12 protein-coding genes are annotated in these 14,004 nt (G+C 39.0%); 11 read left to right on the top strand and 1 reads right to left on the bottom strand.

Features of this window, described 5'->3' with window-relative positions; all coding sequences use genetic code 11:
* Positions 1-3: 3 nt before the first annotated feature.
* Positions 4-1,578 carry a ClC family H(+)/Cl(-) exchange transporter gene (locus PGP85_RS05570; RefSeq protein WP_270326454.1) on the bottom strand — a complete coding sequence of 525 codons (1,575 nt, stop codon included), beginning with the start codon at positions 1,576-1,578 and terminating at the stop codon, positions 4-6.
* A gap of 153 nt (positions 1,579-1,731) precedes the next feature.
* On the opposite strand from PGP85_RS05570, the gene pcrA reads away from it, so the two are divergent.
* From pcrA to PGP85_RS05515, 11 genes are all read left to right on the top strand, one after another.
* Positions 1,732-3,981 carry a DNA helicase PcrA gene (gene pcrA / locus PGP85_RS05565; RefSeq protein WP_270326452.1) on the top strand — a complete coding sequence of 750 codons (2,250 nt, stop codon included), beginning with the start codon at positions 1,732-1,734 and terminating at the stop codon, positions 3,979-3,981.
* A 24-nt stretch (positions 3,982-4,005) separates the two neighbouring features.
* Positions 4,006-6,033 carry an NAD-dependent DNA ligase LigA gene (gene ligA, locus PGP85_RS05560; RefSeq protein WP_010739023.1) on the top strand — a complete coding sequence of 676 codons (2,028 nt, stop codon included), beginning with the start codon at positions 4,006-4,008 and terminating at the stop codon, positions 6,031-6,033.
* Between the two features lie 194 nt (positions 6,034-6,227).
* Positions 6,228-6,533 carry an Asp-tRNA(Asn)/Glu-tRNA(Gln) amidotransferase subunit GatC gene (gene gatC / locus PGP85_RS05555; RefSeq protein WP_270326450.1) on the top strand — a complete coding sequence of 102 codons (306 nt, stop codon included), beginning with the start codon at positions 6,228-6,230 and terminating at the stop codon, positions 6,531-6,533.
* Positions 6,533-8,002 carry an Asp-tRNA(Asn)/Glu-tRNA(Gln) amidotransferase subunit GatA gene (gene gatA, locus PGP85_RS05550; protein WP_010739025.1) on the top strand — a complete coding sequence of 490 codons (1,470 nt, stop codon included), beginning with the start codon at positions 6,533-6,535 and terminating at the stop codon, positions 8,000-8,002. The genes gatC and gatA overlap by 1 nt, the downstream gene beginning before the upstream one ends.
* Positions 8,002-9,432, top strand: a complete 1,431-nt coding sequence (gene gatB / locus PGP85_RS05545; protein WP_251867560.1) for an Asp-tRNA(Asn)/Glu-tRNA(Gln) amidotransferase subunit GatB — start codon at positions 8,002-8,004, stop codon at positions 9,430-9,432. Before gatA ends, gatB begins: the two co-directional genes overlap by 1 nt.
* An 11-nt stretch (positions 9,433-9,443) precedes the next feature.
* Entirely contained in the window at positions 9,444-10,454 is a 1,011-nt protein-coding gene (locus PGP85_RS05540; RefSeq protein ID WP_270326447.1) for a diacylglycerol kinase, read from the top strand.
* A 190-nt stretch (positions 10,455-10,644) separates the two neighbouring features.
* Positions 10,645-12,009, top strand: a complete 1,365-nt coding sequence (gene rlmD, locus PGP85_RS05535; protein WP_270326444.1) for a 23S rRNA (uracil(1939)-C(5))-methyltransferase RlmD — start codon at positions 10,645-10,647, stop codon at positions 12,007-12,009.
* 2 nt (positions 12,010-12,011) lie between these two features.
* The gene (locus PGP85_RS05530; RefSeq protein ID WP_010739029.1) at positions 12,012-12,140 is read left to right on the top strand and encodes a hypothetical protein; all 129 of its coding nucleotides are present in this window, start codon (positions 12,012-12,014) and stop codon (positions 12,138-12,140) included.
* A gap of 23 nt (positions 12,141-12,163) precedes the next feature.
* Entirely contained in the window at positions 12,164-12,577 is a 414-nt protein-coding gene (locus PGP85_RS05525) for a hypothetical protein (protein ID WP_010739030.1), read from the top strand.
* 50 nt (positions 12,578-12,627) lie between these two features.
* Positions 12,628-13,296 (top strand): 2,3-bisphosphoglycerate-dependent phosphoglycerate mutase, encoded by a 669-nt coding sequence (locus PGP85_RS05520; RefSeq protein WP_010739031.1) that lies wholly within the window; start codon positions 12,628-12,630, stop codon positions 13,294-13,296.
* Between the two features lie 30 nt (positions 13,297-13,326).
* Entirely contained in the window at positions 13,327-13,932 is a 606-nt protein-coding gene (locus PGP85_RS05515; protein WP_010739032.1) for an HAD-IA family hydrolase, read from the top strand.
* Positions 13,933-14,004 lie beyond the last annotated feature (72 nt).

Below are 14,004 nucleotides of genomic sequence, written 5' to 3'. Positions count from 1 at the left end.
AGCTCATCCTCGTATTGCTTTATCTTGTTTTTTTGCAATCGCAGCATCAGATCGTTCCCGAATCAGCGTTCTAATCTTTTGTGTATATCCTTCATCTGTAAGAATCATCAACAAGTCTCCAACTTTCATAACGGTATCCCCATGAGTGAGTATTTCCGATGAACCGCGACGAATTGAGATCAACAGCATTTCTTTAGGCCAGTTAAAATCACGAACCATCGTGCCATCTAAGCTGCTCTCAGCTGTGACAGGGAATTCAATGATGGTTTTGTTTCCGGTGATACTTGGAAGATGACCTTTGAGTAAACGTTCAAGCAATGATTCGTAAATTGGATTGCCTCCTAGCAGATCATTGATTACATAAGCCGTTAAGGAACAAACGGCCAGCGGCATCAAATGGGTAATGTTGCCCACCATTTCGGTTACTAAAATGATTGCTGTTAATGGAGCTTTTCCGATAGCAGTGAAATATCCAGCCATAGCAAAAATCGCAAAGTCGCGAATTAACATAGCATCCATACCAAACGATTGATGTAAAATGGTGCCATAAATTCCGCCAATTAAAGCACCTAGAGTAAGAATAGGTAAGAAAATCCCTCCTGGTAAATTCGCGCCATAAGAAATCATGGAGAAAATGAAACGTAAGAAAAATAGAAAAATCAACAATGACAATGAAAGATTATTTTCTCCAATGGATAAAACGATCTGATTACCGCCTCCTAAATAATGTGGGAAAAAGAAGGCTACTGGAATGATCAGTAAAAATGGAACGATTCCATAAAGATGTTCTGGCAAATGAGTATGCTTATACAGTAGCGGTAAAGCTAAAAGTACTATTTGATAAACATAACCAAGTACTCCTAAAATGGCTCCTAATAAAATCAATAAGCCGTAATATTTCAAAGGTAGTGAAGGTACATCAGCAATAAATAGAACAGGTTTTAGACCGAAAAAATTTAACGAAACTAAGTTTGCTGTTAAGGCGGCTGTTAGTGAAGTAAGCCAAATTAATGGAGAGAAGTGATGATGCACTTCTTCAATTACAAACAGCAATCCAGCAATCGGCGCATTGAAGGCGGCTCCTAATCCAGCAGCAGCTCCGCTAGAAATAAAAATCTTCTTTTCAGAAGTTGATGCCTGCGTGTATTCGCCAAAACCTTGCCCAACCATTGCTCCTAATTGAATTGAGGGGCCTTCACGTCCTAGAAACAATCCTGAACCGACGGATAAGATACCGCCGACAAATTTTTTCCAAAGAATGGAAAACCAATTTAATTTGATTTCACCTTGTAAGGTTCCTTCGACCTGTGGAATTCCACTGCCCTTGATGTTCGGATCAGATTTTATCAGCAAGCCAACAATCAATGCGAAAGTAAGCATAACTAGCATCCAAGGAATCAGCCAGAAAGGATTGTCGTGAAACCAAAGATAAAGAGTGACAACACGTTCCATCATCTCCTCAATTAGCAGACGAAATAAACTGACAATAATGCCTGCAATGGCTCCGATCAAAACCCCTTTCAAAATAAAAAAAACTTTAGTACTATCTAAACGTTTTATTTCATGTTCATTTTTCATGAATTTCCCTCCATACCATTACTTAATTTAGCGCGAATTCCTAAGAAAAACAAGAAGGAATCAATGAATTCGTTTTTTTGAAATGTTGCTAGTGTCATGAAAGTTTCTGAGATGCTATAATGAAAAAGATTGAATAGAGAAAGGACGTTTTGCATGCCAAACAAACAGGAGTTGTTAGCAGGACTTAACCCTAAACAAAAAGAAGCGGTTCTTCATACGGAAGGCCCATTATTGATTATGGCGGGAGCTGGAAGTGGAAAGACGCGGGTTTTGACACATCGCATTGCTTATTTAATAGAAGAAAAAAATGTAAATCCGTGGAATATCTTAGCGATTACATTTACGAATAAGGCCGCAAGAGAAATGAAGGCGCGGGTTAATACCATTTTAGGTCAAGGCGGCGAGGATGTTTGGGTTTCTACCTTCCACTCGATGTGTGTTCGAATTTTACGACGTGATGTAGATGCGATCGGCTATGATCGGAATTTTACGATCTTAGATGGTTCTGATCAATTGACATTGATGAAACGAATTTTGAAAGATTTGAATATTGATCCTAAAAAATATGATCCTCGTTCTATCTTAGGAGCAATCAGCAATGCTAAAAATGAGTTGTTAACACCGGAATCTTACGCGGAGCGTCAAGGTTCTTTCTTTGAGGAGATCGTGGCTCGTTGCTATGATGCCTACCAAAAGGCCTTGAGAAATAATCAAAGTATGGATTTTGATGATCTGATTATGAATACGATTCGCTTATTCCAAGACAACGAGAATGTCTTAACTTATTATCAAAATAAATTCCATTATTTACACGTAGATGAGTACCAAGATACAAACCACGCGCAATATACTTTGGTAAATATGTTAGCTGCTCGCTTTCGTAATTTATGTGTGGTCGGGGATGCCGATCAAAGTATCTATGGCTGGCGTGGTGCAGATATGCAAAATATCCTCGATTTTGAAAAAGATTATAATGATGCATCGGTTATTTTGCTGGAACAAAATTATCGATCAACTAAAAGCATTTTAGATGCCGCGAATCAAGTAATCAAAAATAACAGCAATCGGAGAGACAAAAGTCTTTGGACCGATAACCAAGCCGGGGAACAAATCACCTATTATCGTGCAGACAGTGAACGAGATGAAGCGCAATTTATCGTCAGTAAAATCAAAGATGAAATTCAAACGAACAATCGCGGTTACAATGATTTTGCTGTGCTCTATCGGACAAATGCTCAATCCCGAGTGATTGAAGATACTTTAGTGAAATCGAATGTACCTTATACGATGGTTGGGGGCCATAAATTCTATGACCGCAAAGAAATCAAGGACATTATTGCTTATTTGAATATCATCAACAATCCGCGTGATGGTGTCAGCTTTGAACGGGTCATCAATACTCCGAAAAGAGGGATTGGTGCAGCCTCGGTTGAAAAATTACGAAATTTTGCTGCGATGCACGACTGGTCAATGGTAGAAGCGGCCCAAAATGTTGATTTAGCTAATATTTCGGGGAAAGCGGGACGGATGATCGGTGAGTTCGGTACGATGATTACGCAATTTCAAGAAATGGTTACTTATTTGCCAGTTACCGATATAGTCGATCAAGTATTAGAACGAACGGGCTACTTGGATGAGTTGAAAAATCAGCGTACTTTAGAGGCTGAATCTCGTTTAGAAAACTTAGAAGAATTCCGTACGGTCACGCAGGAGTTTGACAAACGTAATGAAACACAAGAAGAAGATGCGGATGCGCCTGAGGAAAAATTGGCGGTCTTCTTGAACGATTTAGCCTTAGTGTCAGATTTAGACGACTATCAAGAAGAAAGTGCCCAAGTTACTTTAATGACACTACACGCGGCTAAAGGATTAGAATTTCCAATCGTCTTCTTGATCGGTATGGAAGAAAAAATATTCCCGCTATCTCGTTCGTTGATGGAAGAATCCGAATTAGAAGAGGAACGTCGATTGGCATATGTGGGGATTACTCGTGCTGAAGAAAGTCTGTATTTGACTAACGCTTTTTCTCGAACACTGTATGGAAAAACACAATACAATCAGCCTTCACGATTTGTAGCTGAAATTGATGACAGTTTGCTGAACCCCGTGGGTATGCAACCACAACCTAAATCAAAAAGCTATGCGAATCCATTTGAAAGCAAAATGATGAAGCCGAAGTATCAACATGCTACACGTGAACCAGTAATGAACAAAACAGCCTCTGGCGGAGAAAATGAAAATTGGAACCCTGGTGACAAGGTTCAGCACAAAAAATGGGGAGTCGGCACAGTTGTAAAAGTCAGCGGCAATTCCAAAGATATCGAACTAGACATTGCTTTCCCACAGCAAGGTGTCAAACGATTGTTAGCAGCTTTTGCACCGATTGAAAAAATCTTAAACTAGCAACTAAAATAAGGAGGGATCTTCTTGGAACCAATAACTTTTCAAGCAGCGGAGAAGCGTTCAGCCGAACTTCGCGACGAATTGAATCAGTATGCCCATGAATATTATGTACAGGATCAGCCCTCGGTGGAAGATTTTGTTTACGATAAAAAATATCAGGAATTAGTTGAGATCGAGACCGAATATCCTGATTTAATTACACCTGAATCGCCTACCCAACGCGTTGGTGGGATTGTCTTAGAAGGTTTCGAAAAAGTAGTGCATGATATTCCTCTATATAGTTTGAATGATGTATTCAGCAAAGAAGAATTAATTGCCTTTGACGAACGGGTAAAAAAAGCAGTAGGACACCCTGTTTCCTATTGTTGTGAGCTAAAAATTGACGGCTTATCGATCTCATTAAAGTATGAGCAAGGTGTTTTTGTTCAAGGAGCGACCAGAGGAGATGGAACCGTTGGCGAAAATATCACAGAAAACTTAAAAACGGTAAAATCGATTCCACTGCGTTTGAAAGAACCTTTATCAATTGAAGTTCGTGGTGAGTGTTATATGCCAAAGGCTTCATTTGTTAAACTGAATAAACAGCGAGAAGAAGATGGCAAAGAAGTTTTTGCCAATCCTCGAAATGCCGCGGCAGGTAGTTTGCGTCAATTAGACACGCGCGTAGCAGCCAAACGAAACTTGAGTACTTTTCTGTACACCCTCGCTGATTTCGGTCCATTGGAGTCTACTACGCAAGATCATGCGCTAAATGAAATGTCTCGTTTAGGCTTTCGTACGAATCCTGAACATCGGGTCTGTGAAACGATCGATGAAGTTTGGGAGTACATCGAAAATTTTCATGAAACGAGAGATGAATTGTCTTACGAAATCGATGGGATCGTCATCAAAGTGAATGAGTTCGATTTACAAGATGAGTTAGGCTTTACAGTAAAAGCTCCGCGCTGGGCAACAGCCTATAAGTTCCCACCGGAAGAAGCGCAAACAACTCTTTTGGACATCGATTGGACCATTGGACGGACGGGAGTATTAACCCCCACAGCAATCATGGAACCGGTCCGATTAGCCGGGACTACGGTTGGACGTGCAAGTCTTCATAACAGTGACTACATCGAGAAAAAAGATATCCGTTTGAAAGATACGATTTTAGTCTATAAAGCGGGTGATATTATTCCAGAGGTATCCCGGGTTATTTTGGATAAGCGGCCTGAGGATAGTGAACCTTATCCCATCCCAACGAAATGCCCGATTTGCGGCAGTGAGTTGGTTCATTTGGATGAAGAAGTAGCACTACGCTGTATCAATCCTAAATGTCCGGCACAAATCAAAGAAGGCTTGAGCCATTTCGTTTCTCGCAATGCGATGAATATCGAAGGATTAGGGCCTCGTGTTTTAGCACAAATGTTTGATAAAGGACTAGTATCCGATGTGGCAGATCTCTATGCGTTGGATAAAGATCAGTTATTGACTTTAGATAAGATCAAAGATAAATCAGCAGAAAATATTTTACAGGCGATCGATGCTAGCCGTGAAAATTCAGTTGAACGGCTGATATTCGGCTTAGGAATTCGTCATGTCGGTGCGAAAGCTGCAGGGATTTTAGCGGAGCATTTCGGCAGTCTTGAAGCTATGAGTAAGGGAACCAAAGAAGAAATAGTTAGTCTGAACACGATTGGTGAGACGATTGCCGACAGTGTCGTAACCTATTTTGAAAATGAAGAGGTTCATGAGTTAATGCAAGAGTTAGTGGATCGAGGTGTAAATCTCGAATATAAAGGGTTTCGCCAAAGCCAATTAGCAGAAATTGAATCACCATTTAAAGATAAAACGGTTGTATTGACTGGAAAACTTGTTGAATATACTCGCGAGAAAGCAAAAGAAAAAATCCAAAATCTTGGCGGTAAAGTCACGGGCAGCGTTTCTAAAAAGACAGATATCGTGGTAGCTGGAGAAGATGCAGGAAGCAAACTGACAAAAGCACAAAATCTGGGTGTAGAAGTTTGGGATGAAAAGCAAATGATCCAAGCGATCGAAGAAAGTCATACAGATTAGGCTATTTTGTCCAGAAGATTGTTGACGTTTCTATTAACGAACGAGTATTATAAAAAGGCATCAAGTCTAGTAGAATACTTTTTTAACTAATTGTTTGAATTGACTATTTTTTCAAAAAATTTCAAGAAAAAAACGTGAATTCTAACAGAGATATGATAAAATGATTGAAAATTGACAAAAGAAAGAGGGATATTATGGCAATCAATGAAGAACAAGTGAAACACGTAGCAAAACTTGCGAAGCTTTCTTTTTCAGATGATGAATTGACCGGTTTCACGGATCAATTGGGAAAAATAATCGACATGGTCGAACAACTTGGAGAAGTTGATACAGAAGGTGTGCCATTTACTTCCAATGTATTAGAAACAATCAATGTCATGCGTGAGGACGTAGCTGATGAAGGCTGGCCACGCGATGAGTTAATGAAAAATGTTCCGGAACACGAAGATGGCTTTATTAAAGTTCCGGCTATCATTGACAACGGAGAGGCTGGTGCATAATGGAAAAATTATATGACAAATCAATTGAAGAATTACACAGTCTGTTAGTTTCAAAAGAAATTTCAGCAACTGATTTAACAAGTGAAACATTCACTCGTATTAAGGATACCGAAAAAGATATTGATGCCTTCATTACTTTAAATGAAGAAAAGGCTCTAGAAATGGCAAAAGCCATCGATGCAAAAGGTATTTCAGAAGAAAATGCCTTAGCCGGTATTCCAATTGGTATTAAAGATAATATCGTAACAAAAGGGCTTTTAACGACTGCGGCGTCTAAAATTTTATCGAATTTCGATCCGATTTATGATGCAACGGTTATGGAAAAACTTTACAGTTCAGATTTGATTCCTGTTGGGAAATTAAATATGGACGAATTTGCGATGGGCAGCTCAAGTGAAACTTCTTATTTCAAAAAAACTAAAAATGCTTGGGATCAAACAAAAGTTCCTGGCGGTTCTTCAGGTGGTTCTGCAGCAGCAGTGGCCGCAGGTGAAGTACCCGTTTCTTTAGGGAGCGATACAGGTGGAAGTATTCGTCAACCAGCAGCATTTAATGGTGTGGTCGGTTTGAAACCTACTTATGGACGTGTGTCTCGTTTTGGCTTAATCGCTTTTGCTTCATCTCTAGATCAAATTGGCCCATTTACGCGTACTGTCAAAGACAATGCATTAGCGTTGAATGCGATTAGCGGCTATGATCCAAAAGACGGTACTTCTGCGGGTGTTTCTGTACCTGATTTTGCGGCTGGTCTAACTGGCGATATCAAGGGTATGAAGATCGGTTTGCCAAAAGAATTTATGGCAGATGGGATCGAACCTGGTGTTAAAGCAGCAATTACTAAAGCTGTCGAAACATTCGAGGCATTAGGAGCGACTGTTGAAGAAGTAAGCTTGCCACATTCAAAATATGGAGTAGAAGTCTATTATATTATCGCTTCTTCTGAAGCAAGTTCAAACTTGCAGCGTTTCGACGGAATTCGTTACGGTTTCCGATCAGAAGATGTACAAAACTTAGAAGATGTCTATGTGAATACTCGTACTGAAGGTTTTGGGGATGAGGTAAAACGCCGTATCATGTTAGGAACTTTCTCACTTTCTGCAGGGTATTATGATGCGTACTTCAAGAAAGCTGGACAAGTACGGACGTTGATCAAACAAGACTTCGATAAAGTGTTTGCTGATTATGATTTAATTATTGGCCCAACATCACCAACAGTCGCATTTGGCATTGGTGAAAATATTGATGATCCGATCACTATGTATTTAAATGATATTTTGACGATTCCTGTGAACCTAGCGGGATTACCTGGAATGTCGGTTCCAGCTGGATTCTCTGAAGGTTTGCCAGTCGGGTTACAAATCATCGGAAAACATTTTGATGAATCAACGATGTATAAAGCTGCTTATGCTTTTGAGCAAGCAACTGATTTCCATAAACAAAAACCAGTGATTTTAGGGGGGGACAAATAATGAATTTAGAAACAGTCATTGGGCTTGAAGTCCATGTAGAATTAAAAACAAACTCTAAAATCTTTTCACCTGCGCCCGCTCACTTTGGTGCGGAGGCAAATACCAACACAAATATTATCGACTGGGGTTATCCAGGCGTTTTGCCAGTTATGAATAAAGCTGCAATTGAATTTGGAATGAAAGCCGCACTGGCGCTAAATTGTGATATTTCAAAAAATATGCATTTTGACCGTAAGAACTATTTCTACCCAGATAATCCAAAAGCTTATCAAATTTCGCAATTTGATGAACCAATTGGTCATGATGGCTGGATCGAAATTGATGTTAATGGTAAAAAGAAAAAGATTCGGATTGAACGTGTTCATTTAGAAGAAGACGCTGGGAAAAATATGCACGGCATCGGCGGCTACTCATATGTCGATCTAAACCGTCAAGGTACTCCATTGATCGAGATCGTGTCTGAAGCAGATATGCGTTCTCCTGAAGAAGCGAACGCTTATTTGGAAGCATTGCGTTCAATCGTTCAGTTTACAGGTGTCAGTGATGTGAAGATGGAGGAAGGTTCCATGCGTTGTGACGCCAACATCTCTTTACGACCTTACGGTCAAGAGGAGTTCGGAACAAAAACGGAGTTAAAAAACTTAAACTCAATCAGCTTTGTTAAAAAGGGATTGACGTTCGAAGTTCAACGACAAACGAAAGTTCTGCTTTCTGGCGGAACGATTCAGCAAGAAACACGTCGTTACGATGAAGGAACAAATAAAACAATCTTGATGCGTGTCAAAGAAGGTTCAAGTGACTATCGTTATTTCCCAGAACCAGATATTCCACGTTTTGAAATTGATGACGAATGGATTGAAAAAGTTCGTGTAAGTTTACCGGAGATGCCTGCATCTCGTCGCGAACGCTATGTGAACGAGTTAGGCTTGCCAGAATATGACTCAATGGTCTTGACTTTGAGTCGCGAAATGTCAGACTTCTTTGAAGAAACTTTAAAAGAAGGTGTCGATGCAAAACAAGCATCTAACTGGTTAATGGGTGAAGTATCAGCTTATTTAAATAGTGAAAAAATGGAATTAGCAGATACGAAACTAACACCGAACAACCTAGCCGGTATGATTAAGTTAATTACTGATGGTACAATCAGTTCAAAAATTGCGAAGAAAGTCTTCCGTGAGCTAATTCAAAACGGTGGTGATGCGAAAGAAGTTGTTGAAGCAAAAGGGCTTATTCAATTGTCTGATCCTGCTCAATTATTGCCAATGATCAACGAAGTGCTTGATAACAATGAACAGTCTGTTGAAGACTTTAAGAACGGCAAAGATCGAGCAGTCGGTTTCTTAGTTGGACAAATTATGAAGGCGACTAAAGGGAAGGCTAATCCTGGCGTAGTAAATAAATTACTTCAAGAGGAATTAGCAAAACGGTAAGGAGCTCGATTATGAGAAAAGCACGACTGATTTATAATCCAGTATCTGGAAAAGAGATCATGCGCAATAATTTGGCGGATATCTTAGATGCCATTGAAAAAGCAGGTTATGAAGCAAGTGCCTTTGCCACGACTCCTGAACCTGATTCAGCAAAAAAAGAAGCAGCCCGTGCGGCAAAAGCGGGATTTGAGTTAGTTGTTGCGGCTGGCGGAGACGGAACGATCAATGAGGTTGTCAATGGTATTGCCAATTTGAAAAAACGACCGAAGATGGCGATCATTCCGGCGGGCACGACCAATGATTATGCCCGCGCCTTAAAAGTTCCACGCAACAATGTCAAAGCTGCGGCCGAGGTGATCCAAAAACAGCAAACAGTTAAAATGGACATTGGGAAGGCAGCAGAAACTTACTTTATCAATATTGCAGCAGGAGGGTCACTGACTGAGCTGACGTATGAAGTCCCTTCTGAACTGAAAAGTATTTTCGGGTACCTTGCCTATTTAGCGAAGGGTGCTGAAATGCTTCCGCGAATCAAACCAACTAAAATGCGTTTGGTATACGAAGGCGGGAAATACGAAGGCAATGCCTCGATGTTTTTCTTAGGATTAACTAATTCAATTGGCGGATTTGAGACCATCGCTCCAGATGCAAAATTGGATGATGGAAAATTCTCGTTAATTGTTGTTAAAACAGCGAATCTTTTTGAAATCGTTCGTTTGATTACATTAGTGCTGAATGGCGGTAAACACGTGAATGATTCAAAAGTTCTGTATGTAAAAACGAGTTTCCTAGATGCTAGTTTAATTGATACAGATAAGAAAATGATGATCAATTTGGATGGCGAATATGGCGGTGATGCCCCGATGCGTTTTGAAAATCTTCACCAGCATATCGAGTTTTATGCAAATACTGATGAAATTAACGATGATGCAATTTTAGGTCCTGATGATCAAAAACGCGAAGCGGGAATCGAGCTCGTCAAGGAATATGAAAAAATCCAAGATGAGGATTCTGAAGAATAATTTTGAAACGTTTCTGTTGAAAGACAGGAACGTTTTTTTTATGAAATAATTTACATTTGACTAATTAACTATTCAAAGACAGCTTCTGATTGATTCTTACAAAAGTCTTAAATGTGAAACGCTTAGTGTTATCTTGCTTTTTCTAGTAGAATTCATTAGAATAGATAAATCAGCCTTGAAGGAGAATAAAATGACCACAGTAGAAAAGAATCAAACATACACCGTCACAATCGATGACCTATCTTATGAGGGTCTTGGTGTGGCTCATATCGACGGATATCCGCTTTTTATCGAAAATGCTTTGCCAGAAGAAGAAATGGTAATAAAAGCAGTAAAAGTTGGAAAAAAATTTGGATACGGAAAAGTTATGGAACGTTTCAATGCCAATCCTGAACGCCAAGAAGTAGAGGATCTAGACTTATTAAGAAGCGGTATCGCACCTTTAAGCCATATGACATATGATTATCAACTACGTTTTAAAAAACAGCAAGTTGAAAATGTTTTAAGAACTATTGCGAAGTTGCCAGAATTGCCTGTAGCACCAACTTTAGGGATGGAAAATCCAATTGGTTATCGTAATAAAGCACAAATTCCAGTTCAAAAAGTGGATAACAAATTGACGACTGGTTTTTATCGTAAAAATTCTCACAATTTATTACCGATTGAAAACTACCTCATTCAAGATCCTAAAATTGACCAAGCGATCATTACGATACGGGATATTTTGCAACGTTTCAATGTTAAGGCATACAACGAACGTGAAAATACAGGATTTATTCGCCATATCATAATCCGTCGAGGTCACTACAGTCACGAAATGATGGTTATTCTAGTTACTAGAACGGAACGTTTCTTTAAAGGCACAGAAATTGCTGAAACGATCAAAACAGAATTGCCAGAAGTTGTTTCTGTAATTCAAAATGTCAATTCTGAAAAAACTAATGTGATTATGGGACAGTTAGAAAAAGTTTTATTTGGAAAAACTACAATCGATGATACGTTATTGGGCAGAACCTATCGAATCTCACCACAATCATTTTATCAAGTAAATACAGAACAAACTGAGGTATTATACAAAACTGCGATTGATTTTGCCGAATTGGATTCGGAGGACATCGTTGTTGACGCTTATTGTGGCATCGGTACGATTGGCTTATCTTTAGCAGATAATGTGAAACATGTCTATGGTGTGGAAATTGTTCCGCAAGCAATCGAAGATGCGAAGGCAAATGCGAAAGCAAACGGTATTGAAAATGCAAATTACGAAATCGGCAAAGCTGAAAAAATTATGCCGCGCTGGGCTCGTGAAGGAATTGAACCTTCAGTAATTTTTGTTGATCCACCTAGAAAAGGATTGGATGAAAAGTTTATTGAAGCTTCGGCTGCAGTAAATCCAGAAAAAATTGTCTATATCTCTTGTAACCCTGCAACTTTGGCGAGAGATTTAAGAAGATATGAAGATCTTGGTTATCACGCTGTGAAGGTTCAACCAGTGGATTTATTCCCACAAACCTATCATGTCGAATCAGTGACTTTATTGATAAAGGCGGTGTAAGAATGAATCAAAAAGAAAAAATGTTAGAACTGATCAAAAAGAAACAAGGCGGTGGACGTTCAGAAAAAATGGAAACGCCAAAAAATGATCGTAAAAACATGCGTAAAGGACCAAAGATTTATAATAAGTAGAGTCACAGAAAGGAGCCATTCTATTGGGAAATGTTTGGATACAACGACTAACGAAATTTTACCAAAAATATGCATATTTAATGCGAGGACGTTATGGCAGATTAGATCAAATTAACAAAGCCTTATTAATTCTTTGGGCGGTATTGATGATTGTTGACCGTTGGATTCCGTTTTATATCGGAAATATTTTGGCGTTAGCAGCTTTTGCCTTAGTCCTTTATCGATTTTGTTCGAAAAAGATCTATCCACGAAGCAATGAAAACCAAAAATTTACTCAATGGATCGCTCGTATGAAAGATTTTTTTAAAGGAAAAAATGGAACCTATCGTTACTTTAAATGTCCTGAATGTAAACAACAGATGCGTGCACCAAAAGGTCGAGGGAAAATCAAGGTAACGTGTAAAAATTGTCATACGCAATTCGTGAAGAAGGTCTAGTTTTTAAAACTAGGCTTTTTCTGATATTCTTACAACGAGAAGGTGAGAAGATGAAATTAATTTTAGTCCGACATGGCGAAAGTGAAGCGAATTTCGAGAACTATTGGACTGGCTGGTTAGATGTCGACCTAACTGAAAAGGGAATTGAACAGGCGAGAAGTGCTGGGAAAAAAATAAAAGCAGCGGACTTACTAATTGATGTGGCTGTTGAGTCAGTATTAAAACGGTCCATTAAGACGGCCAAAATGATTTTACAAGAGGCCGAAGCAAGTTTTGTTCCTGAATATAAAACGTGGCGCTTAAACGAACGGCATTATGGTGCGTTAGTTGGCAAAAATAAAGAAATCATTACTGAAAATTTCGGGGCCGAGCAAGTAAAAAAGTGGCGAAGAGGATTTGATGAAATACCGCCATTAACGAAGAATAATCATTTTGATCGTCGATATGACATGCTGGATCCGCGACTAATACCTACTGGAGAAAGTTTGCACATGACTTTACAACGCGTCATTCCATTGTGGCAGGATCAGATTGCGCCTAATTTACTAGATGGGAAGACAATCTTGGTATGTGGTCATGGGAATAGCTTGCGTGCGTTGGTGCAATTTCTAGAAAATGTTCCAAAAGACCAAGTTGATCGGATCGATATACCTAATGCAACACCGATGATTTATACTTTTAGCTCGCAGTTAGAAATTACAGAAAAAGAAATTTTATAAAATTATTATGTTAACTTGGGAAGGATAATTATGAATTATATTTGGGATTTTGATGGGACATTGTATGATACTTATCCCATTATGATGAAAGCATTAATGAGGACTTTTGAGGATTTTGATTTGCAAAAGGATCAGGTCGATGTCTATAAAAAAATCAAAGAAGAGTCAATTCGTCAAATGATTATTGATTGGCAGTTGCCAATACCAGATTTTGATCAAACCTATCATCAATATGAGGCCCAGCAAAATAAGGGCTCTTTTCCCTTTGTGGAGGCTAAAGATACACTAAAGAAGTTACAAGAAAAAGGCGGACAGCATTTCATTTTGACTCATCGTACTGTGGAATCGACTTGGCGGTTGTTAAAACGTGATGGATTAGATTCCTTGATCGTTGAAATTATCGGAAGTGATTCCAATTTTCCGCGAAAACCTGATCCGGCAGCAATTAATTATTTTATCAATAATCACCAGCTCGATCGGAGCCAAACAGTCATGATAGGCGATCGCAAATTAGATATTGAGGCAGGAAATAACGCTGATGTTCAAACTGTTTTTTTTGATTTGGATTTTTTGGGACAAGAAATCACAGCTACTTATTTTATAAATAATTTAAAAGAAATGGTACAAATTTTTTGAGCGGAAAGCTATAATTGAGGTAAGGGTGCATTTCTTCTTTTTACTTTAGCAAACTATTAAACAGTTATAAGG

This window comes from Enterococcus malodoratus (assembly GCF_027659535.1).
Taxonomy (GTDB): Bacteria; Bacillota; Bacilli; order Lactobacillales; family Enterococcaceae; genus Enterococcus_A; species Enterococcus_A malodoratus.
Note: the sequence above shows the minus strand (reverse complement) of the source record. Positions and strands in the feature narration are given on the sequence as shown.

What these genes read in the sequence shown, in the direction of transcription:
- PGP85_RS05570 (WP_270326454.1), bottom strand. Translation starts at nt 1,578, where the DNA reads ATGAAAAATGAACATGAAATAAAACGTTTAGATAGTACTAAAGTTTTT.
- pcrA (WP_270326452.1), top strand. Translation starts at nt 1,732, where the DNA reads ATGCCAAACAAACAGGAGTTGTTAGCAGGACTTAACCCTAAACAAAAA.
- gatC (WP_270326450.1), top strand. Translation starts at nt 6,228, where the DNA reads ATGGCAATCAATGAAGAACAAGTGAAACACGTAGCAAAACTTGCGAAG.
- gatA (WP_010739025.1), top strand. Translation starts at nt 6,533, where the DNA reads ATGGAAAAATTATATGACAAATCAATTGAAGAATTACACAGTCTGTTA.
- gatB (WP_251867560.1), top strand. Translation starts at nt 8,002, where the DNA reads ATGAATTTAGAAACAGTCATTGGGCTTGAAGTCCATGTAGAATTAAAA.
- PGP85_RS05540 (WP_270326447.1), top strand. Translation starts at nt 9,444, where the DNA reads ATGAGAAAAGCACGACTGATTTATAATCCAGTATCTGGAAAAGAGATC.
- rlmD (WP_270326444.1), top strand. Translation starts at nt 10,645, where the DNA reads ATGACCACAGTAGAAAAGAATCAAACATACACCGTCACAATCGATGAC.
- PGP85_RS05530 (WP_010739029.1), top strand. Translation starts at nt 12,012, where the DNA reads ATGAATCAAAAAGAAAAAATGTTAGAACTGATCAAAAAGAAACAAGGC.
- PGP85_RS05520 (WP_010739031.1), top strand. Translation starts at nt 12,628, where the DNA reads ATGAAATTAATTTTAGTCCGACATGGCGAAAGTGAAGCGAATTTCGAG.
- PGP85_RS05515 (WP_010739032.1), top strand. Translation starts at nt 13,327, where the DNA reads ATGAATTATATTTGGGATTTTGATGGGACATTGTATGATACTTATCCC.